Annotated in this window: 14 protein-coding genes; 1 reads left to right on the top strand and 13 read right to left on the bottom strand. The window is 63.5% G+C overall.

All coding sequences use genetic code 11. The annotated features are described in order from the left end of the window. Nucleotides 1-147: 147 nt before the first annotated feature. From bcsC to LMH93_RS10960, 10 genes are all read right to left on the bottom strand, one after another. Nucleotides 148-3666 (bottom strand): cellulose synthase complex outer membrane protein BcsC, encoded by a 3519-nt coding sequence (gene bcsC / locus LMH93_RS11005; protein WP_230065155.1) that lies wholly within the window; start codon nt 3664-3666, stop codon nt 148-150. Then, the gene (bcsZ, locus tag LMH93_RS11000) at nt 3654-4769 is read right to left on the bottom strand and encodes a cellulose synthase complex periplasmic endoglucanase BcsZ (RefSeq protein WP_014859243.1); all 1116 of its coding nucleotides are present in this window, start codon (nt 4767-4769) and stop codon (nt 3654-3656) included. The genes bcsC and bcsZ overlap by 13 nt, the downstream gene beginning before the upstream one ends. Further along, nucleotides 4769-7057 carry a cellulose biosynthesis cyclic di-GMP-binding regulatory protein BcsB gene (bcsB, locus tag LMH93_RS10995; RefSeq protein WP_230065154.1) on the bottom strand — a complete coding sequence of 763 codons (2289 nt, stop codon included), beginning with the start codon at nt 7055-7057 and terminating at the stop codon, nt 4769-4771. The genes bcsZ and bcsB overlap by 1 nt, the downstream gene beginning before the upstream one ends. Further along, nucleotides 7054-9663: a UDP-forming cellulose synthase catalytic subunit gene (gene bcsA, locus LMH93_RS10990; protein WP_047603020.1), complete on the bottom strand. Its 2610-nt coding sequence runs from the start codon at nt 9661-9663 to the stop codon at nt 7054-7056. The genes bcsB and bcsA overlap by 4 nt, the downstream gene beginning before the upstream one ends. Further along, nucleotides 9660-10367, bottom strand: coding sequence for a cellulose biosynthesis protein BcsQ (bcsQ, locus tag LMH93_RS10985; RefSeq protein WP_185279465.1), 708 nt, complete (start codon nt 10365-10367; stop codon nt 9660-9662). The genes bcsA and bcsQ overlap by 4 nt, the downstream gene beginning before the upstream one ends. After that, nucleotides 10364-10582, bottom strand: coding sequence for a cellulose biosynthesis protein BcsR (gene bcsR, locus LMH93_RS10980; protein WP_012052045.1), 219 nt, complete (start codon nt 10580-10582; stop codon nt 10364-10366). Before bcsR ends, bcsQ begins: the two co-directional genes overlap by 4 nt. After that, the gene (gene bcsG, locus LMH93_RS10975) at nt 10579-12192 is read right to left on the bottom strand and encodes a cellulose biosynthesis protein BcsG (protein ID WP_230065153.1); all 1614 of its coding nucleotides are present in this window, start codon (nt 12190-12192) and stop codon (nt 10579-10581) included. The genes bcsR and bcsG overlap by 4 nt, the downstream gene beginning before the upstream one ends. A gap of 45 nt (nt 12193-12237) precedes the next feature. Beyond that, nucleotides 12238-12369, bottom strand: a complete 132-nt coding sequence (gene bcsF / locus LMH93_RS10970) for a cellulose biosynthesis protein BcsF (RefSeq protein WP_230065152.1) — start codon at nt 12367-12369, stop codon at nt 12238-12240. Continuing rightward, the gene (locus tag LMH93_RS10965) at nt 12366-13796 is read right to left on the bottom strand and encodes a BcsE family c-di-GMP-binding protein (RefSeq protein ID WP_268256907.1); all 1431 of its coding nucleotides are present in this window, start codon (nt 13794-13796) and stop codon (nt 12366-12368) included. The genes bcsF and LMH93_RS10965 overlap by 4 nt, the downstream gene beginning before the upstream one ends. A 208-nt stretch (nt 13797-14004) precedes the next feature. Beyond that, entirely contained in the window at nt 14005-14160 is a 156-nt protein-coding gene (locus LMH93_RS10960) for a hypothetical protein (RefSeq protein WP_181318777.1), read from the bottom strand. Between LMH93_RS10960 and LMH93_RS10955 the strand changes: the two genes are divergently transcribed. Next, nucleotides 14159-16012 carry an ABC transporter ATP-binding protein gene (locus tag LMH93_RS10955; RefSeq protein WP_108191323.1) on the top strand — a complete coding sequence of 618 codons (1854 nt, stop codon included), beginning with the start codon at nt 14159-14161 and terminating at the stop codon, nt 16010-16012. The genes LMH93_RS10960 and LMH93_RS10955 overlap by 2 nt on opposite strands. 77 nt (nt 16013-16089) lie before the next feature. Here LMH93_RS10955 and tssM read toward each other — a convergent pair whose 3' ends face one another. From tssM to vasI, 3 genes are read right to left on the bottom strand one after another with little or no spacing between them, the layout of a single operon-like run. Next, complete coding sequence (gene tssM, locus LMH93_RS10950; protein ID WP_230065151.1) at nt 16090-19710, bottom strand: type VI secretion system membrane subunit TssM; 3621 nt, start codon at nt 19708-19710, stop codon at nt 16090-16092. Then, the gene (tssA, locus tag LMH93_RS10945; protein WP_014859253.1) at nt 19707-21170 is read right to left on the bottom strand and encodes a type VI secretion system protein TssA; all 1464 of its coding nucleotides are present in this window, start codon (nt 21168-21170) and stop codon (nt 19707-19709) included. Before tssA ends, tssM begins: the two co-directional genes overlap by 4 nt. Next, nucleotides 21158-21808: a type VI secretion system-associated protein VasI gene (gene vasI, locus LMH93_RS10940; protein ID WP_185280386.1), complete on the bottom strand. Its 651-nt coding sequence runs from the start codon at nt 21806-21808 to the stop codon at nt 21158-21160. The genes tssA and vasI overlap by 13 nt, the downstream gene beginning before the upstream one ends. Nucleotides 21809-22049 lie beyond the last annotated feature (241 nt).

Raw genomic sequence — 22049 nt, 5'->3', positions numbered from 1 at the left:
AAGCGGAAATGGCGTGGTTGGATGTGGACATGCTGGCAAGCCCGTTGCGTAGGTATGGCTGGATAATGGTGGGGCGGCGTGCCTGGTGTCAACCCTTGGCCCGCATCCCCCCGTGCAGGCGCGCCCCTTGCAACGCAGCGATTGCCGTCACCGCCACTCGCTGTAAGGCTCCAGCGGTGTCACCGGCAGGGCCAGGTTGCCTCGCCACGGTTCGAACAGGTAGCGCAGGTAAAGCATGCCATGGCTAGGCGCATAGTCATCGCTGTGCTGCCAGTCGAAGCCGCCGCCCAGTACCCACTGGTCACTCAGGCGCCGTTCGAACAGACCGCGCAGGCGGTAGCCCAACCCGCTGCTGTCGCTGGCTTCGGTCATCGCATCGATGTTGGAGTCGACGCCATAATTCGCCAGTACCTTGCGGTTGATGTGCGCGTCCGGGTACAAGCGGCTACTGCCACTATGAGCCTGAGACCAACTGACGGAACCTTCCAGCAGCAGCGACCAGTCGTAGTTGCGCCAGGCATAACTGACCGGCACGCCCACCGAACTGTAGCGCTGCGGGCTGTAGTAACCGCCCTGCCCCAGGCTGTAGCCGCCCAGGTCCTTGTCATGGCGCCAGTGCATCAGCGTCACGCCAACACGGACACGCTCGTCGGCCTTTTCCACCACGCGGTGGTAAAAGCCGGCCATGGCCCGGGTCCGCTGGTTGTCGGCTACGTTTTCGCCGTACAGCCAATGGTGCCCCAGGCTGGCCCACACCCCGTTGTCGCCACCTTGGTCCCAGCTCAGGCCGAGCGTGGCGCCATTGGCAGTGACCCCGCCCCAGCGCACGCCCGTCGGGCGGTCACGTGCGCCGGCGAACGACAGCAATGAATTGCTCATCGGCCGGCGCGAGGCGGTCAGCGACCAGCCAACCTGCCCGAGGTCACCGTTGACCGTTGCGCCGCCCAGCCAGTTGTTGATTGCATAGCCCTGGGTGGTGCCCAGGTCGAACGCCCAGCGGCTGCCCTGCCAACCCAACGCCAACAGGCTGCCGTTTGCAGTCTGCGATCCCCCCGTGCACGCGGGCAGTGTTTTGCCGTCAGCGGTCTGGCCAACAAACTGGCAGCTGCCGAAGTCGGGGGTGTAGCTTCCCTGATCGTTCGGCTCGAACGACCCCGCATCCATGCCAATGCGCTCTACTCGCGCAAACGCGGTGCCCTCCTGCCAAGGAGTGTCGACATGCAACAAGGTCGACTGGGTACTCAGCTCCGACGTGCCGGGCGTACCGTCATCCTCGCGCCAGCCGTAGTCATGCATCAGCGTCACATGGGTATTGCGCTGGCGATACAGGGCGTCCACATCACTGCGCAGGCTGCGGACCAGCCAGTCGTCGCCATCCCGCTCGCGGCTGGCCAGGGTCAATGCACGGTCATCCCGTGGCGCTACGGCAGCACGGTCCAGCAACTGCGCATCAGCCATCGCTGCCGCGTAAAGGTCCAGTGCTCGTTGAGGATCATCCTGCGCCACCAGGCGGGCTGCGTCGCGCCGCAACAACGGATCGGGTCGCGTCTGCTGCGCGGCAATCCGGTCAAGCAGCCTGGCCGCCTGATCGTGTTCACCCAGCGCGGTCCACACCGCCGCCAGGCGCCGCTGGGCGTTGCCGTCATCAGCGGCAAATTGTGGCACCTTCACGCCCAGCATGTGCCGGGCCTGCTGCAGGTTGCCTTCGGCCACGGCGCTTTCCATCACCCCAAGGCGTGCATCAGGACGCCCAGGCTGCGCGACCAGCACACGCTGGTAATAGCTGCGCGCCTTGCCATGTTCACCACGCGCGGCTGCCCAGTCAGCCAACAGCATCAAGTCGTCCGGGCTACCTTCACCACGCGCCAGGCCGGCTTCAAGCAAGGCTGTCGCCTCGGCACTGCGGCCTTGTGCCTGCAACTGCTGCGCAGAGGCCAGGGTCATACGCCGCTGAACACGCTGCTCCAGCGCGTGCATGTCCGCGCTCCAGGTCGCCTGAGGTACCGCCCTCAGACTGTCCAGAGCCAAGGCATCACGGTCGCTGGACTCCAGGAACAGGCCGTGGGCATAGCGCGTTGCCGGATCACGTGGCTGGTGCTGCACCAGCCTGGCAAATGCCGCGTCGGCCTCGCCAGTGCGCCCTTGGTGACGCAAACTGTTGGCCAGCTGATACACCAGCCAAGGCTCATCGGGAGCCAGGGCCGAAGCCTGGCCCAGCACGTGGCTGGCCGTCGACCAGTCCTCGCGCTGCAGGGCTTCGTCCCCTTGCTGGCGCAGCCGCGCAAGTTCCAGGCTGCGTCGCAGGCTGGCGAACTGCGCCTGCTGCCGTGGTGGCAGGCTGTCCAGGTATGCCTGCGCCTTGCCTGGCGACTGCGCCTGGTAAACGCGCATCAAGCCACGCACGGCACTTTCGTTATCCGGCGCCATACGCAGTACCTGCAGGTACTGCCGCTCGGCAGCCGCCACATCGCCCTCGGCCAGCGAGACATCTGCCAAGCCCAACAACGCGTATTCATCCTTTGGCCGTTGCTGGCGAGCCTGCTGGTAAAGTGCGCGCGCACCGCGCACGTCTTTTACCTCCAGGGCCCGCTCGGCTTTCTTCAGCAGGGCCCAATACTGGCTGGACGACTCCAGGTCCTTCCATTGGCTGATCCAGTAGGTGTCCTGCTCCTTGGCGCTCGCCGCGCGGAACGCCGCATGGGCGTCTTCATGGCGGCCCTGGCGCATCAACGCGTAACCCAGGGCCCCATGCAGGCTGGCATCGCCCGGGTACTGGCGCAGGGCGCGGCGCAGCTGCGTTTCCGCTTCGGCATTACGGCCCTTGTCGAGCAATGCCTTACCCCGTTGACCGGCCTGCCATGCCGGGTCGGCCAGCAGCTTGCGCTGCTGTTGCAAGGTCTCGCTGGCCTGTGCCAACAACGGCGAAGCCGGGTAACGCTGAAGAAAGGCTTGCCAGGCTGCCGCGCTGGTGGCACTCACGGCTTGCCCGGACAGGTAGTCGAACTCGCGCTGGGCAGCGGCATCCCGTGCACCGGGGTCTCGCGCCAGCTGATCGAGCAGGGCCAAGGCCTCACGGTCACGCTTTTCGGCGAACAGCCAACCGGCCAGGGTCTGGCGCAGCCCGGCGCTGCCTGGGTACTGCTGATCCAACCGCTGCAACTGGCGGATCGCCTCAGGGCGTTGGCCTGCCAGGTTGCCGCGCACGCGCCAGTAGTCCAGGGCCAATTCAAGGCTGGGTGGTTCGCCGGCAAACAACTGTTCGTACACCGCCAGCGCCTCTTCGTTACGGCCGGTAACCGCCAGCAGACGCGCCTGCTGCAAGCGCCGCGCAGGCGCCGGTTGTTGAAGTTCAAGCAGGCGTGCGGCCTGACGTGCTTGCAGGCTGCCAGGCGCCACGGCACTGATCCGCGCACTCAACTGCTCGGCTTCACTGCTGTTCTTCTCGCGCAATGCAAGGCTCAAGGCCGCCAGCAATACCTCCGGGTTGCGCGGCTCAAGCAACTGCAAACGGCCCAGCGCATCGCGCACCAGGTCGTCACGGTGCAGCGCTTCGCCACGGCGTACCTGGTCCAGCAGCCATTGGCGCTGTTCATCGATATCCTTGGGTTGTGCATCTGCCTGGCAGGTTATTGCCGCCAGCATCAACACGCCGATCATTCGCTGCATGGCGCACTCCAGGCCGGCAACAGGCGGCCGTGCGGGTCAAAACGGTAACGGGCCTCGTCGAAGCCCTGGCCGAACAGCGCCAGCACCTGGCTGTAGTACGCCTTGGCCTCGACCGGTTGTTCGCGCAAGCGCTGGCGCTGGGCCGCCAGGCCGGCCACGTGCTCTGGCGAGGCAGCAAGCAATGGCAGCAAGGCCGCAGAGAAACCTGCCGGGCCATGGCCGCGGGCTTCACCGCTGCGTGCATCCAGGTGCTCAGGAGGTAGCCCCTGGCGCTGGGTCAATGCCGCCATCGGCGCATAATGGGCCACCAGTTCGCGGCGTTGCGCCGCCCCCTCGGCCAACATGCCGACCCACAGGTACACACGAATGGCGTCATAATCACCGGCATTGCCATGTTTCGTGTCTGCCGCTGGCTTTCCGGCCGGCGTCCACAGCAACCAGTCCGGGGCAAAGCCCTTTGGCGACGATGCCAACCACAAACGCCGCGTGTTGGCCGCCAGCTCCCCCCACAAGGGGTCCACCTCGCTGAAGCGGTCGAGCAACTGCAGCGGCAGGTAGCTGGGGTTCAGGCGGGTACCCTGGGCGTCTTCGAAGCCGTAGTCACCTGGCAGCAACATCACGCCAAGGCCTGGAAGCTTGCGCACGGTCTGCGCGGCGATACGCCACAGCAGGTGCTGGCCCAGCTGCGTGTAGGCCGGCTGGTCCCACAACCGCCCTGCTTCCAGCAGGCTGTAGGCGATCCACAGATCGGCATCGCTGGCGTTGTTGGCGTCCAGCACCTGCCACTGCTGCTGCCCGTCACGGCCCCACAGCCAGGCAGGCAGATGCCGGGCCAGGTCACCCTCGGCGAGGTTGTTGCTGGTCCAACGCAGCAACTGCGCGAAGGTTTGCCGGTCGTTGCCTACCAGGGCGAAGAACAGCGCGTAACTCTGCCCTTCCGAGGTGGTGATCAGGCGCTCGTCACTCGGGTCGATGACCCGGCCATCCACACTCACCAGCTCGGCCTTGAACCGCTCCCAGGCAGGCCATGGGCAAACCGACCCGGCATTGGCGAAAACGGGCAGGCCTAAGGCGACCAACCCTACCAGCATCTGGCGCATCATCACCCCGCCTCACCCAAGCGGCGCTTGCCTGCCCAGCGCAGTGCCCGCCACAACAAGAAGGCGAACAGCACCACGCAAACAGCCGCGATCACCGCCAGCAACACAGGGTGCTCGGACAAGTGGAACCACAGCAGCAGCCACCACGGCAGCGCGCCCACGAAGTAGTGCTCGCCGACGAACTGGCTGCTCACGCCACTGCTGCGTACCAGCGTTACCGAACCCGCCACCGCATCGAGCTTGCCTACATCGCCAAGCACGTCGCGCAGCAATGCGTAATCGCTGTCGCTGTTGGCCAGCAAGGCCACAACACTGCGCTGCTCGTGGAACGGCGACTTCAGCCCGGTGATGGCCGCAATCGGCGCCTGGGCGCTGACCGCCACGCGGCTGCTTGCAGCCACCGGCTCAGTATCGAAACGCTGGCCACCGGGCAGCGATGCGCCGCGGCCCTGCAGCAACCAGTCACGCTGGGCGCTGAGCAACAGGCCAAGGTTGGGCGCATCGCGCAGGGCCTCGGGCAGGCTGCCGATCAGCAGCAAGTCGGCGTCTGCCGCTGCGACCTGTTGCCAGTCGTCGATCAATTGCAGGCCAAGCGCCGGGTAACCGATCTGTCCGGCCAATCCGCCAACCGTGTCGAGCAAAGTGCCGACCTGCATCGCCGTAGGTTTGGCCGGCATGATGACCAGCGTCTCGGACAGGTCGGCCATGCGGCTGAACGGGAAGCCACTGCGGGCGAATGCACGCAGGTCGGGCATGGCGATGTAATGGTGGTAACCGGAAAGGTCGATGGTGGAGTTGTCGTCGATTGCTGCACGCACGTCCACCGGCAGCGAGGTCTGGCAGCGATCGCGCTGGGCGCTGCCCAGGGTACTGGCAAAGCTGAAGTCGAAGCGCAGGCGGTTACGGTCGCCAATCTTCAGCGCCGGCACCAGCGAGTTCTCGGTCAATGCAGTGTTGTCACCGGACAGCACTGCCAGGCGCATTTCCTCAAGGGTACCGCCGCGCCGGTCATTGCCCACCAGCGGCATGCTGGTGATGTACTGATCGTTGACGCTGATGCTCAGGCGCGATTCGTCGGTCACCGCTGGCGCCGTATAGCGGTACAGGGTGCGCAGCGGAATACCCTGGTTGCGCCAGACGAACAAGTCGGGCGGCAGGTTCAGTTCCAGTGTCACCGGCCGCGGTTGCAGGCCGCTGACTTGCAGTTGCTCGGGGTAATCCAGCAGCTCGGCAAATCGAACCGGCCGGTCGGTGCGCGTCCAGTTCGGCGCATCGTAGGGCTGACGCGGTTGCAGCGCGGTCATCTGCTCCACTTTGACGCGCGCGCCGCGGAACAGATTGTTGCCGACCGCCAGCGCCGAGGCGGCCTTGATCAGGTCGTCGTCGTTACGGCCCAGCACCAGCAGCACTTTGCTGAAGCGGTCGTCCGGGTGATCGATCACCTGCAGCACGGGGCCGTCGACTGGCGGGAACTGCTGCAGATCGGCGAGGAACGCCGGGCGACGGTCGTTGCTGGCAAACACGATGCTCGGTGCAGGTTTTTCGCCACGGGCCGGCAGGTGGTTGTACAGCACAGGGAAGCTGGCCTTGCGCCAACCGGCCTGGCTACCGAAGTAGGATGCCAGGATTGCCGCCGCACGCTGCTCGCCCAGGCTCGGCACGCCGCTGAACACCACCGGCAGCACTACCTTGCCGGTGTCGCGGGTATCGAAGAACGGCAACGGGAAATACGCCAGGTCGTTTTCCAGCACCAGCGCCTGCTCGTGCAACTGTACCTGGCTCTTGCGGTTAAGGTTAAGCCACAGGCCGCTGTGGGCCGGGTCTTCGCAGACATCGGTATAGTGCCCGACAAACTCCAGACGTACCCGGTTGAAGTCGCCGAGCAGTTTCGGGTCCAACGGCAGCTGGCGACGCACACGCTGGCCCAACTGCTCTTTTTCCACCGGAACTACGCCCATCAGCTCGTCGTTGAGGTAGACGCGCAGGTGCGACAGGTTCGGCAGCAAGGCTGGCGAAGGCGTGTAGTCCAGTTGCAAGCTGGCATCGGTGGCCAGGCGATCGCGACGCAGGCCGAACTCAATATGCTCGCTGTTGCGTACCCCCAGCAGCAGGCTGTCGGACGCATGCCCAAGCTGCTCGAAGGTTTTCGCAACCTGCCAGTTTGGTACCGTGGGTGTGGGTACCGCAGGCTCGGCAAGCGGAGCTACAGAAGCAGCAGCGGCGCTCTGCGACAAGGCGGTAAACAGCGCCATCGCCAGGCCCCAGGTACGCGCGGGATAACCAGTCATCATGCGTCTCGATCAACAGGGTTCATGGAAGGGATTGCCCGCGGTGTGCGGGGCCAGTAGCTGGCCAGCCACAGCGCCAGCGAACGCAACGGGCGCAACCACGCCCGCAGCCATGGCGGCATGTGCTCGACCAGGCGCACGTAACCGACGCCGCCCAGCTTCAACACATCGATCAGGCTGCGCAGCGGGCGCTCGACCTCGTGCTGCTCGTTCCAGCCAAGCCAGGCATCGGCGCGGGCAAAGGTGCAGTGGACCAGGTCGATACGCTGCTGCAGGGCGAGGTCGCGGAACACCAGGCCCACGTGTTGCCCGACGGTACGGGTGACGCACGCCTGGAAGGCGAACTCGCGCTGGCCGCGGTTGAGCAGCAGGCGTACCTGCTCCCCCGGTTTCAACTCCAGACCGGGCTGTACCTGCAGGCCGATACCGCCGTCGGAGTAGTCGACCAGGGTGCAGGGGTAGGCATGACCGCTGGCCAGCATCAGCCCCGCCGGCAAGCGCATCTGCACCCGATGGGCGCGGCGCACCTGGCGCACTTCGGCGGCCACCGCAACTGCGGCACCGATGATCAGCAGGTTGTAGATCACCCACAGCGAGCTGACGATCACCGTGCCGATTTCTGCCGTTGGGCCAGTGACCAGGCGCCACACCGCAAAGCCCAGGCCCACCACGTTGAGCGCCGCCAGCCACAGGTAAGGTTGGGCGATGCGCCAGTCGAACTGTTCCTGCTCCATCAGGCCGCCCTTGGCGGTGACGTTGAACGTGCCTTTTTTCGGCGCGAACAGCGCCACCGTGGTCGGGCGGGCGATGTACCAGGCCAGTACGGTCTCGTAGACCTCACCCCAGAAGGTTTGTCGGTACTTGCCCTGCATCCGCGAGTTGGTCAGGCTGGCGTGGATCATGTGTGGCAGCACGTACAGCAGAATCATCAATGCCGGTGCGTAGATGATGTAGGCATGCAGCAACAGGAACGCCAATGGCGCCGTCAGGAACACCAGCCGCGGCAGGCCGGCCAGGAAGTGCAGCATCGCGTTGGCGTAGCACACCCGCTGGAACAGGCTAAGGCCACGCCCGAACAGCGGGTTGTCGGTGCGGAAGATCTGCACCATGCCACGGGCCCAGCGAATGCGCTGGCCGATGTGCGCCGACAGGCTTTCGGTGGCCAGGCCCGCTGCCTGCGGAATACTCAGATAGGCTGACGTCCACCCTTGGCGATGCAGGCGCAGGGCGGTGTGGGCATCTTCGGTCACGGTCTGGACGGCAAAACCACCGATGCTTTCCAGCGCAGTGCGGCGCAGCACGGCACACGAGCCGCAGAAAAACGCCGCGTTCCACATATCGTTGCCGTCCTGGATCAGGCCGTAGAACAGCTCCCCTTCGTTGGGGCGGCGGCGGAACGAGCCGAGATTGCGCTCGAACGGGTCAGGCGAGAAGAAATGGTGCGGTGTCTGCACCAGCGCCAGTTTAGCGTCCTTGAGGAACCAGCCCACGGTCAGTTGCAGGAAGGAGCGCACCGGCACATGGTCGCAATCGAAGATGGCGATCAACTCGCTGTCGGTGACACCCAGCGCATGGTTGAGGTTGCCGGCCTTGGCATGCTTGCTGTCGGGCCGCACGATATACCCTACCCCGACTTCGTCGGCAAAGGCACGAAACGCGTCGCGGCGGCCATCATCGAGGATATAGATGCGCAGGCACTCGCGTGGCCAGTCCAGGCCCAGCGCGGCCATTACCGTGGTGCGCACCACTGACAGGTCTTCGTTGTAGGTAGGGATCAGCAAATCGACGGTTGGCCAGTGCCTGACGTTGGCCGGGAGGTTTGCCGGCTTGCGCTGCAATGGCCAGCTGGTCTGGATGTAACCCAGGATCAGCACGAACCACGAATAGGTTTCTGCCGCCAACAGGATCACCCCGAATATCAAGTCGGTGGTGTCGTTCCAGTTCAGGGTCGAGGTGTAGCGCCACCACAGATAGCGGCACGAGATGATGGTCGACAGCACGATCAGCATCAGGGTCGGGAAACGCCCTGGCATGTGTCGCACCAGCAGGGCGATGACCAGCAGCAGGCAGATGAACATCAGTTGCGCCAGGTAGCCGAACGGTTCGGTCACGCACAGCAGGGCGAGGCTGAGGGCGAATACCGTCAGCACGCTGTAGAACGCCCGCCGGGCAAACACGCTCAGGCCGCGCAGGCGTGCCGAGGCCTGGTGCTTGAAAGCACTGGCGCGGTAGCGCGCGGGTACCTGTTGCAATGCATCGATCAGCAGGCCGCGGTAGTGGCGCGCCACCCCGCCTGCCGCCCGCAGGTGCATGCGCACCGCGCCCAACGCGCGGCGGCCAGGCCCTGCTGTACGTGCCTGCGGTTGGCGCCGCAGCAACAACCACAGGCTCTGGATCAACAGACGCAGCGGGTCACCCAGGGTTGGGCGCTTGCCCGCCAGCTGCGGGTACAGGCGTTGGCGCTCGGCCAGCAGCGCCTGCCAGGCGGGTGACTCCAGGCGCAGAAACAGGAAGGCCAACCACACGCCGAGGGTGAACAGCCACGCGACCGGCAGACGCGCGCCACGGACAGTGAACCAGGTATAGGCCGACAGAGGGGTCAGGGTCACGGCTGGCGCCTCGTCAGACAGCGCACCGCCAGGCTTTGCACATCCCGGCAGGCCAGGCTCTGCGGTGCGTAAAGACCCAGGGGAGCCTTGTACGCCAGCGCTTCGAGGAAGGCTTCGTCGCGATGGACCACCTGGATCGGCAAGCGATCACGAAACAGGTCACGCCACACCATCAACAGGTCGCTCTGCAAGCGGCTGGCCGGGTCGTAGCGGTTGACCAGCAGCATGTCGAAGTGCTCGAGCGGGCGTCGCCCGAGCAGCAGGTGGCTAGCCATTTCGGCTTCTGCCACCAGTATCCGTACATCAGTCTCGATGCCATTGCCGGCGGTATCGCCCGGCAATTGCGGCAGGTCGTACAACAGCCAGTCGAAATGCTCGGCCAGCTCGACCTGGCGAGCGCGCCATGACTGTGCATCGGGCACACGGTGCTGCGCACCGCCAGGCAGGTTGCCGTACGGCAGCAGGCACAGGCCATCGAGCACCTCGTACACGGCATCACTGAACGGTCGCCCTTCCCGCTCGGCCAGCGCCCAGCCCTCGGACGTATCCAGCGGCAGGTTGAAGTGCAGCCCGAGCAAGTTGCTTGGGCACAGGTCAATCAGCAGCACCCGCTCGCCCACGCCCTGCAGCGCGTAGCCCAATGCAGCCAGCAAGGCGCTGCGCCCCAGGCCTCCGCGTACCCCATGCAATGCCAGGCTGGTCATGGCGCGACCCTCTCGCGCTGGGTGACAGCCGCGTACAGCGCATCGTCGCTGCTGGCCCTGCAGCTTTCACCCAGCAATGGCCAGCGCTGCAGGGCCTGCTGAACGCCCACCAGCATCGAGATGTCCTGGTAGTTCAGCTCTGGCATGTCCAGGTGCTGACGCAACTGGGCAATATCGTCGCTGCGGTCGGACGGGTCTGACTTGCCAGTGATCATGGGCGCTCCTTCGGAATGGGCTGCCAGTCAGGCTGGCCTTGCAGGCGCATGTAGGCACGGCCCTGGTAATTCAGCACCTGTGCGCCAGAGGTTTCGGCAACCTGCTCGGTGGTTGGCAGGTCGGTCAGCAGGCCGGGCACATCCAGCACCTGCTGCTGGCCGAGGCCCGCATACACACGCGAGATCAGCTCGGACAGCGCCAGGTAGCTGGTGGCAGCTGTGACCCGCAGCGGCTCGTTGCGGGCAGGCTGGCCCATGCCGATGAACTTCAGGCCGACCGGCACATGGGTAATCGACGGCGTGGGAATTTCGCGCATGCCAGACAACTGCATGCGGTCACCATGCAACGCGGCCCCATGCTCAGGGACAATGGCCACCACTACCCGGCGGCCACTGCGCTCCAGTTCGTCAAGGAAGGTGCCAAGCTCGCCAAACAGGCGATTGGCGCGGGTGGCATAGTCGGCCACGCGGGTACCGCCGTCGGCAGTGACGATACGGTTGCCGTCATGCAGGCTGATGCTGTTGTAGAACAGTGACACATGCTCGTCCGGGGTACCTTTGCGTTGCCCCCACCAACGGCGCAGGACATCCAGGTCACTGGCAATCGGCGAGCCGTCGAAGCCCACCAGCGCCCGTGGGAAGTCGGTATTGCGCATGCCGGGTTGCGGCATGTGCTGTTGGGTAATGTCGCCGATGAAGTTGTCGAACCGGCCGCTGTGGTTGAGCAAGGTGTTGCTCTGGAAACCCAGCCGGGCCAGGTTCTGGAACAACAGGCACTGCTCCGGAGCCGGTTGGTACAGGCCAGTGTGCGACGACTGTCCGCAGCTGGCACGCAGCACACGGATGGCGGCCGGGCCGCTGTAGGAGGTCGCCGAGTTGAACTGGTCGAAGATCACGTCCATGCGCGACAACAGCGGGTTGTCCCGCAGCCCCACGGCAGACAGATCCTCCCAGGCCAGCGAGCAGATGTTGATTACCAGCAGGTCGAACGGTTGCTCATCGGCATTCACGGCAGGGAACGCCGTCACCCGCTCGCGCTCACTGGCGAAGAAGCGCTCAAGCCAGCTGTCGAGCGTGGCATTGTCGGCTACTGCAGTGGCTGGCGCGGGTTCGGCTGCGGTGCGCGCCGCCACGCCGGGCGCCTGGCTTGCACCCAGCAACGGCAAGCCGCCGACCGACAGCCATGCCAACCCCAGCAGGCTCAGGGTGCTCAGGCGCAGCCAATGGCGTAGGTACAGGTAACCCACCAGCAACATTGCCAGCGCCCCCAGCAGGTTCCAGTTGATGAAGCGGCCCAGCAGCTCGAGCAGATAGTCCCACGAGAAGTCCAGCACCCCCGGCTGCGCCAGCAGGCGGCTGAAGGGTGGCAGCCAGGTGTCCTGGTAGAAAAGCGCGATAGCGATTGGCACCGCCAGCAGTTGCCGGGCAATACGCAGCCACTTGCCCGGCAAAGGGACAAGCAGAAACGCAGCGAACAACAGGTTCGGCAGCGCCTGGAAGTCGAGCATGCCAAGTGCGACCAGCAGAAACTTTGCAAAAAAATAGAGGTTCCACCCTCCCAGTCCAGGCCAGCGGGCCAGTACCGGGAGGGTGATGGTGGTATTAGTCATTCTGGGGTTCCTGGCGTGCAGCGCGGCGGCGTACGCCCAGCGGTTTCAGGTAACGGGGGGAAGGCGACGGCGCAACACGCCACGTAATGCCGAACACAGGCGCACGAGCAACAAGGCCAGGCCCAGCGTGACGAGTGCGGTAATGCCGACCACCTGCAGCAGTTGCACGAAGTTCATGCGCCACCCCGCTTGGCCAGGCCAACCTTGCGCGGTGCCAGTGCCGACCATGCCTGTGCAGGCAACTGCGCCGCCATGTCGCTGCGGGGTGGCTGCGGTAGGTTGCGGTCGAGGAAAGCCGGAGTGGCCAGGCTGTCGACACCGGCAAGCACCTCCTGGCTGATGAACAGCTCTTTCCATGACAGCTGGAAGATGTGGTCAAGCGCCTGCTCGACCCCTTCCGAGCGGCAAGCGAACAGGAACAGGAACAGCACCTCGCCAACCACGCAGGCAATGTCGCCATCACGGCGGAATACCGTACGCGAGCAAGCCTGCAGCGGGGTCAGGCCGGGCGCCGGACGCAACACCAGCAACTGGTGGACGATTTCGCCGTTGCGCACCCCGTGCCACATGCTTTGCACAGCCTCGGCGAACGCCCGTGGCGCTACCAACCCACAGATGGCCAGCGGCCGCAGGCGTGCCAGCAAGGCATCGAAGTCGGTTGGCAGGTGTCGACGCCAGACGTAACCCTGGATGCTCTCGACCATGGTCAGGAAGCGTGACAAGCTGGCACCGAACGGCACGATCTGGCTGGCACCACAAGCCAGCAGCAACTGTTCGTCTTGATAACGCAGGGTCGGCGCCATTTCGCGCACCACCAGCTTCAAGGCGTTGCCACGCGACTGCCGCAGGTGGTGCAGTTGGCGCGCCAGGCTATCCAGACGCTGCCCACCGTCCATAGCAAAGATCACCGTGGCAGACACCGCCCGGCTGGCTTTGCCCCCCAGTTCCTCAAAGCTTTCGCAGACCTGCCAGTGTTCAGAGAAGGCTGGCGCGCCTTCCAGTACTGGGCGCTGGGCCAGGCACAGCAACTCGTCGCCACCGGTGTCGCTGGGTGCCTGAGGCGTGGCAGCAACGGCAAACCCCGCGCTCAGCCGAGTCAGCTCCATGTCCCGGGTGGCTGCTTTGCCAAGCGGGTTGCTCCAGAAATGCTGCAGGTAGCGCACCCCACCTTTGCCGCGGTACACCTGCCCCAGGCCGTCGAGGCACTGGTTGAAAACGCGCAGGCGCTCGACCAAGGCGGTGCTCTGTCCCCCACTGACGACCAGCAGCAACGCCGCTTCAGCCAACAACGCCGGGCGCAGCGCATTGCACCAGTGCTCGACTTCGGTATCCGCCCAGGCGTGTGCCGGTGCCAGCAGCACCAGCACACGCCCACGGGCATCAAGACGAGGCAGGTCTTCAACCAGATAACGGGTGGCTTGCGAGTTGGCCTCATACAACGCGAGCTCGACCGGGCCGCGCGTTGCGTCGAGCGCACCCAGCACGTCATCCATGGCTTGCGCATCGGCGATCAGGGCTGCCCTGGCATTATCGGGCATGCCTTCGACCACCTGGCGGCATAGCAAGGAGGCGTCTTCGGCGGCGTCACAGGCTAACCAGTACAGTCCTTATTGATGAAGCTGGCTGCTCTCGACGCTCAGGCCGGAAATCGCCAACAACTGCATTCCATTAGTCAAAACACTGGCTCTACAAAAGGTAAATTGAAACGGTTTGAAGGCGGAATGTGTCACATCCTCTGCTGACGCCTTATGACTAATGTCAAAAAAACGACGAAAAGGATACCAAGCACAAAATCGCGTCAATTATACAGCATCAGGGCAGAATGAAATCAATCTGAAATGTAATGAGTTGCAAAGGTTTGTTAACAAACACCCCAAGGCCGACCTTTTCCGGGTTAAAAACAAGAGTCGGCAAAGGCAAGCCGGCAGGGCATTGGCCAGGCAAAAACCGTTTTCCGGAGACAAGCATGCTGCGTATCTTTGAACGTCGGCTCGACCCCTTCCCACCCGACGAGGTACCACCGCCGCCCATTGGCCTGTTGCGCTTCATGTGGGCTTGTACCCGCGGCGCCCGTGGCTACATTCTGGCGCTGGCACTGCTCAGTGCCGGGGTGTCGATATACGAAGCCTGGCTGTTCGCGTTCCTCGGCCAGGTGGTCGACCTGCTCGCGTCCTGGCAGGCAGGCGGTACTGTTGGCCCCGAGGAAAGCCGTGTGCTGTGGGGGATCGGCATCGTCCTAGTGGTCAGCATCGGGCTGGTGGCGCTGCGCACCATGGTTCAGCACCAGGTGCTGGCGATCAACCTGCCGCTGCGGCTGCGTTGGGATTTTCACCGCCTGATGTTGCGCCAGAGCTTGTCGTTCTTTTCTGACGAGTTTTCTGGCCGGGTCACTACCAAGGTGATGCAGACGGCGCTGGCAGTACGCGATGTGCTGTTTACCCTCATCGAAATCCTGCCCGGGATTGGCGTGTATTTCATCGCGATCATTGCCCTGGCCGGCGGCTTTGCCCTGAAACTGATGCTGCCCTTCATTGCCTGGGTCGTGCTATTCGGCTTGGCCATGCTGTATTTCGTCCCCCGGCTGGGCAAGGTCGGGCAAGAGCAGGCCAATGCCCGGTCGTCGATGACCGGGCGGGTTTCTGACGCTTACACCAACATCACCACGGTAAAATTGTTTTCGCACTCCAACCGCGAAGCGCACTTTGCGCGCGCAGCCATGGAAGATTTCAAGCAGACCGGTTTTCGCCAGATGCGCCTGGTGAGCCAGTTCGAAATCGTCAACCAGGCGTTGGTGGTGGGCTTGATCTTTGGTGCCGGTGGCTACGCACTGTGGCTTTGGCACCAAGGCCAGGTTGGCACCGGGGCCGTGGCGGCGATTACCGCCATGGCCTTGCGCGTCAACGGTATGTCGCACTGGATCATGTGGGAAATTACCTCGCTGTTCGAAAACATCGGCACCGTGCAGGACGGTATGGCCACCCTCACCCGCGGCCCCAAGGTGCAGGATGTGCCGGGTGCTGCAGAGCTGGTAACCACGGGTGGCGCGGTGAGTTTCGACAAGGTCAGCTTCAACTACAACGGCGAGCGCCAGGTGCTCAATGAGCTGACGCTGCACATTCGTCCAGGCGAAAAAGTCGGCTTGGTCGGCCGCTCCGGCGCCGGTAAATCCACCTTGATCAACCTGCTGCTGCGCTTCTACGACGTGGATAAGGGGGAAATACGCATCGACGGGCAGAACGTCGCCAAGGTCACGCAAGACAGCCTGCGCAGCGCCATCGGCATGGTCACTCAGGACACCTCGCTGTTGCACCGTTCGATTCGCGACAACATTGCCTATGGCCGCCCCGATGCTACCGAAGCACAGATCCGTGCTGCTGCGGCCAATGCCCAGGCCGACGGTTTCATCAGCCAGCTCAGCGACCGCCAGGGCAACAGCGGTTATGACACCCTGGTGGGTGAACGCGGTATCAAGCTGTCTGGCGGCCAACGCCAGCGCATTGCAATTGCCCGGGTGATGCTGAAGAACGCACCGATCCTGCTGCTTGACGAAGCCACCAGCGCGCTGGACTCGGAGGTGGAAGTGGCCATTCAGGAGAGCCTGGATGAGATGATGCAGGGCAAGACCGTTATCGCCATCGCCCACCGGTTGTCGACGATCGCCGCCATGGACCGGCTGATCGTGATGGATGAAGGGCGCATCATCGAGCAAGGCACCCATGCCGAACTGTTGGCAAAACAGGGTACCTATGCGCGGTTGTGGCAGCACCAGAGTGGCGGGTTCCTGGGTGAGGATCGGGGCGTGGCCGAGGCTGTGGAGTAATCAGAGGCCGGGGGCAGCCAGCGCATACCCAGGCTTCGAAAGCCTGCCCAGTCAATGCATTGCGCCCCTGACGATGTTCATAGTCGCTGCTCATCCGATAGCGCCGCCTGCACCCCATTGGCTGGCTGTTGCAATAAGCCTCGGGGCAAGCGGAAGCCTTTGAACGGTTGCTGGGTAATAGGATTGAAGGCTTTTTCAGCGTTAAGCCGATAGCGCATCACGCCATCTCCGGTCCGGAAGCTCAGGTCCACGCTGGTCGCCGTCCGGCCATTGAGCGCGCCGCGGCTGAGCAAGCGGAACATCGACCACGGGCCACGGTACTCCAGGCTGCTGCTGTTGCCATTTTGCCTTAGCAAGGTGAGATTGCTACGGACCTGCTGCCCCAGGGTATTGGGCCAGACAATACCCGTGATATGGCTTGGGCCATGGGTGTAGGCAATCAACTGGCCATCCAGGTCCAGCAGGCTGGTACGCTGGTTCGCACTGAGCCCCAAGGGCTCGATGCTGAACTGCACACTCAGCTGGCCACGCTGATCGAAGAAGGTTTCGCGGATGCGCTCCGCCAGCTCGAGCTGCTCGATCACGTCGGCACGAATCAGGGATTGCCCGTGCTGAGCGGACTGCAAAGCCTCAAGGTTGTCCTTCAGGAAAACCTTGAGATACCGATCATTAAACTGCTGCAGGCGCCCTTTCGGCCCGAAGAACGCCTCGAAGTCATCCAAAGAAGCATCGGGTGCCTTCACCACAAAGGGGTAGCGGCCTGCCAGGCGTTGCTGGAAAAAACTGTACACGTCAGCATCCCAACGTCGCTCCAGTTCGCGCAGTGCTTCGACGTTCAGCACCTGGGCAGTCTGGTCGGCGAGCTTTCTGACCTGGTGGCTGATAGGCTCCGGTAAACCTGTGGCAACACGTTGCAGGGTGCCGATCGGGTCCTGCCCTGTCATCGCAAAGCGCTGATGCACGGCTTGCAACGCGGCCTTGCCGCGGTCCGGGCTGTCCTGTACGGCCTTGGCGTAGTCCAGCACGGCCGCAACAGCGCCGAGGGTTTCATCGTAGTAGCTCGGCTTTTCTCCTGTCGCCTGCAGCATGGCGCCCAGGCCTGCAAACGCCCGCTGGATAGCCAACGCTTGCTGTTGCTCGGGTTTTCCGGTTGCTACCCGCAGCGTACTCAGCTCACCCGGTGATTCAACAACTGCTGGAGACGCAAGCGAGGTGTTATCCCTGACCGTATCCAGCAGCCGTTGCAACGGTGCTGCGGGGCCGGTCAACTGCTCCAGGATCGCGACACCATGGTCCAGATCACGGAAGTCAGCCACCGTAAACGCGTTCAGGGCGCGCCGCCAGCTGTCAATGTAATCGGCGCTGTAGAGGTTATACAGCCGCTCGGTCAATGCATCGCGGTCGACGTCCGAATAGTCGAGTTGACTGCGCTCCCCCAATGCCCATTGATCAACCATCGCCATTTCAGCGAAGCGTTGGCTGTGCGGCTCGAAGTAATCCCTGAAGCCCTTGGCGGTGAGCATGCCGGCCAGCCTTACATCCTCCCCCCCTTGCCTTGACCCGGAAGACGGCTGGTACACCACATCGAACGCAGGCCCTATCTGGTGGCGCAGGTCCAGCCCGGCGTGCACCTGCTCGTACGATTGTTGTTTCAGCCCAGCGTAGACCCGCTGTGGCAACGGCAATTTGCGCAACGCCTGCTGCACTTCGCTGACCCGCTGGCGGTACTGCGGCAAATCGGTATCGGCATAGGCCAAGGCGTACTTCAGATGCTGCATGAGGTCACGCTGCAACTGACCCTGGCCAGGAAAGGCCCGTTGCCACTGACGGGCCATCCAGTCCTCGACCCATTCTGGCCGGCGGCTATTGCGGTCCTCGATCATCCGGTAAACCCTGAGCGCGGCCATTTGTTGCTCACTGCCAGGGGGTGCAGCGTTCATGGCATCGATCACACCACTGGCCAAGGCCGGCAAGAAACGTTTCGACAACAAGCTGAGGTACGCCTCATCAACCAAGGGACCAATGTTGCGCCCTTGATACAAGCCAAAATCAGCAACCACCGGCCAGGCCGCACGATAGTCGCCAAACACCGCCACCGCATCGCGAATCTGGTCCAGTGGCGCCAGCAGGTTGCGCCCGGTCGGATCAAGACGCATATCGACTTCGTGACCGCCGTACTCCTGGCTTTTGGCGAGCACACTGGCAGCCTTGGCGCCATTGATCTCGGCGTAACGCTGCCAGCTGGCAATGGCGATACTGAACGCCAGGATGCCCACACCAGAGCCCACCCACAACAAGTGGCGCTTGCTGCGCGCTACCCGAACATTGTCGCCCGCCAGCCCGGCTTCCTGGTAAATAACCCGCCTGAATGCTTGCTGGATGAAATAGACCAACGCCTTCCCCTGTGCTTTACCTTCACGCAGGGGTAGCTTCGTCGTGTAGGGCTGAGCCGCTTCACGGACAAAGGCATTGCGCATGTCGCCTTGCTGTACCACTGACGACCAGTACACACCACGCACCAAGGGTGGCGTGGTGAACCGGTCACTCGCCAGGGTTTCGCGCAAGAATGCCTGCAGTATGGGGCGCAACCCGATCAGCTGTGCATGCAGTGAGAACAGGCGTCCGCACGGTGCTGTCTTGCCCAGTACATCCAGCCGATCGATGACCTGCTCATGCAATTGGGTGAGAAGCCGCCCGTAGTGCTCGTCATACTCATCCAGCCAAGCGTCGAACGCGTCAACCGCATCCAGCTTGAAGGTGAACCCCAACAGGCTTTCACGCTTGGCGGCCGGAAGCTGGCTGTAGAACTGGTCGAAGCCGTCCAGCAGATCGAATTTGGTCAGTACCACGTACAGCGGCAGGCGCGCGCCCAATTGACTGCTCACTTCGTACAGGCGTGTGCGCAACCCATGGGCCAGCGCGACCCGCTGCTCGGGCTTGCCATGCAGCAGCGCCGGCAGGTCGACCACCAGCAACACACCATTGAGCGCCCGCTGGCTTCGCTTACGCTGCAGCCAGCCCAACAGGTGCTCCCATAACCGGGCCTGGATGCCGGGCGGCGCGGAGGCATTGGTGGGGTCGTTGGCCGCCGAGCCCACCGGTGGTTTTTGACTGATGAAAACGCCGGGCGGGTCGATGATCACGGCATCGTCGCTGACCCACCAGCCTACCGGATAGGCCAGTGCTTCAGCCTGTCGGCCCCGTGCCTGGGCCTGGTCGATACGCGTCAGGGTAAAGCGCTGATCGGTGCGGTCGATGAAGCTGCTTTTACCGGACTGTTCGTCGCCCAACACCAGGTACCAAGGCAGCCGGTACAACGCGCGTCGCCCACCGGCATTGTCGAGATACCGCTCAAGCCCCTGGCTCAAGGCCCGCTCTTGCGCCTGCACGAACGGTAGCGCGACATCCTGTTCGGCGGCCAGTGCCTGCCGGCGCTCCGCTTGCAGGCGGCGAAAGCGCGTGCGCAGCACCCCAAGCCAGCACAGAAGCGGCACCAGCACGAGCACCAGGCTTGCCACGCTGCGATGAGCCACACTTGCCAGCGGCTGCTGCTCCCGCCACGTCCATTGCGGGCCAAGCCACCAGATAGCGACCAGCATCAGCAAGGCGCCAAGCCCTAGCAGCAGCGGCAGCGCCAGGCCAATGCGCGTTACCCACGGCCAGCCCCAACGTTTGAGTTGCGTCCATATTTGATTCATCGAGGCTCCTGATCCTTGTCTTGAACTGCCAGCACTGGGGATGCCGCATACTGCTGAAGCCGCTGAAACACCTCGGGCTCCCACGCACTGGCGGTGGTTTGCTGCATGGTTCGGGCAACGTTGGCGCACAGGTCCTGGGCCAGCCAGGACACACCCCGCGCGGCCAGCAGATCAGCTGCAATCACGGTGGTGTGGCAGCGCTCACGGGGAGCACGAAAGCCCGCTTGCAGCCCTTGCAGCCGAAGGAGCAGCGGTTCTACGCCACCGGTTTCCAGCTGGCTGACCAACTCCTCGCGCAGGCCGCTGAACTCCTGGGGGGTTGCACCTTGGCCAGACGGCCCTTGCGTGCCCTTGAGCCAGGCCAGGCACTGGTCGTCGACAAATACCAGCCCGTCGCTGAAGCACAACTGCTGCAGCGACGGCATGCGCTGTACAAACCGGGCGGTGGCACAACGGATGGCTTCGGCCACCTCGCACATCGCCAGCTGTGTGGCGACGGTCGCAGCCAGAAAGCTGCCACGAATCCAGAAGGGGCAAGCCGTCAGGCTCTTTTCAATACGCTGCAGCAAGGCGGGGTCAACCGCCTTACTGGCAATGGCCTCTTCATAGACCCGCGTGATGTCCAGCGGCACCGCCATCAATTCCGTACGGTTGCCCTGCCTGACCTGGGGAGCAATCTGAATGTGCGCCCACAAACCGAAACGCCGTAACTGATAGCCGGTAGCGTCGTAAGGGTCCTGCTGGTTGATGAGCTCGGCCATGGACAGCACGGCCCGCCGTGTCTCACGCTCATTGCCCATCGACATGCGTGACACGGGTGTGGCGATGACATCGGCCAACGGCGCAGGCTTCTCGGTTGCAGCCGGCGCTTTGGGCACAGCAGCCTCGCCAACACCGTTGGCAAGTTCCGAGTACTTGCCTAGCAGGCGCTCAAGTTCGCCCAGTGCTGCCGTGTCCAGCTGCACCGTTTCCTGTTGTTGCAGGCGTTTCAAGGCAGCCTGCGCTGCCGCTGCGTGGGTCGGGGTGTAGGTAAAACGATCAAGACGCGGTAGCGCCTCGGCCAAGCGATCGATCACCAGGGCAACCAGCTTGCGTTTGCCCAGGAAGCCTTTCGGTCCCGGCTTGGGATGAGCGGCTTCCCAATAGCACTCGAGCATGCCGGCCAGCAACGCCAAGGTGCATCCCCACTGCTCCCAGCAGCCGCTACGCAACCATGCGGCACTCAGGTGCGCAACGATTCGCAAGTGCTTGCATTGCTGGCTCAGGTACTGACGGGACGCGTCTTCGATGTAGACCCAGTCGATCGAGGCTTCCTGCAGCCCACCCAGCTTGACCATCTCCTGATCTATGGCCTGATAGGTTTCGTCCTCGACATCGAACAGGCCAGCCGGAACTGCCGGATCAATCGGCGCGAGCAACCGAGTGACCTCTTCCCTGGATACCTGCGCTACCACCGACATGTGCTTCGCGCCCGGCTGATCAAGGGGTCCAGGCCTTGCGCATCGAAGGTCAGCCCGTCGACCTCGCCGTGATCACTCTCAACCTCGATACGCTGAGCACCGATCAGCTTCCTGATCTGCTCGATGGCGGGCAGGCCCCGCCCGGCATCGAGCACTTGGCCGTTCTCCATCACTTGCCAGGGCGTCTCACGGGTAGACCAGCCCTCCCCGCTCAGGCGTACCTTGACCCAGCTTGCTTCGATCGGACGCCTGGCAATCAGTTGCAGCCGGGAGATGGCCTGTATGCAACTGATTGCCATGTAGGCACGTTCATCACTCGATGCGATGGCGGGCGCCGAAATCACAAGCGCTGGTGCGCCTGCCCCGTCCTGAGGCTGGCTCCCGATGCGAAACGTCAGGTCATCCGGTGCCCGTTCAGCTTCATTTGCCATCACACGCAACACCGTGGGGGCCTGCTGCTCCGGTGCAGACCACTGCCGTTTTGGCGTGTACGCCGGGGTGCCAGCAGCCTGATCGAAACAGGCCAGTCGCTCGACGTTGGACACGATCCGGGGACAGTCCCGCGTGGAGCCTGCCAGCACCGGCTGCAGACAAAACAGCAACGAGAGACCAGCGCCATATGCACAGCGGTTAATCATCCTGAATTTACTCTCTGAATAGTACAAATGGCCTATATGACGCAAAGAACTTTCCTACAAATAGATAGCAATGCCCATGCACCCGCGCGACCAATTAAAACAAATCCAGCAGAAGCCTATTACACAGTACCGAATGCACACAAACAAATATTTCTTTACATCTTAAAGCTCGACCAAAGAGCACGCTTCCGTGCATCGTTTTCATAGGGAACGGACAAACAACCCAACCCATTAATCATAT

It is taken from the genome of Pseudomonas sp. CIP-10 (assembly GCF_020911845.1).
Taxonomy (GTDB): Bacteria; Pseudomonadota; Gammaproteobacteria; order Pseudomonadales; family Pseudomonadaceae; genus Aquipseudomonas; species Aquipseudomonas alloputida.
This window is presented reverse-complemented; position numbering and strand designations above follow the sequence as displayed.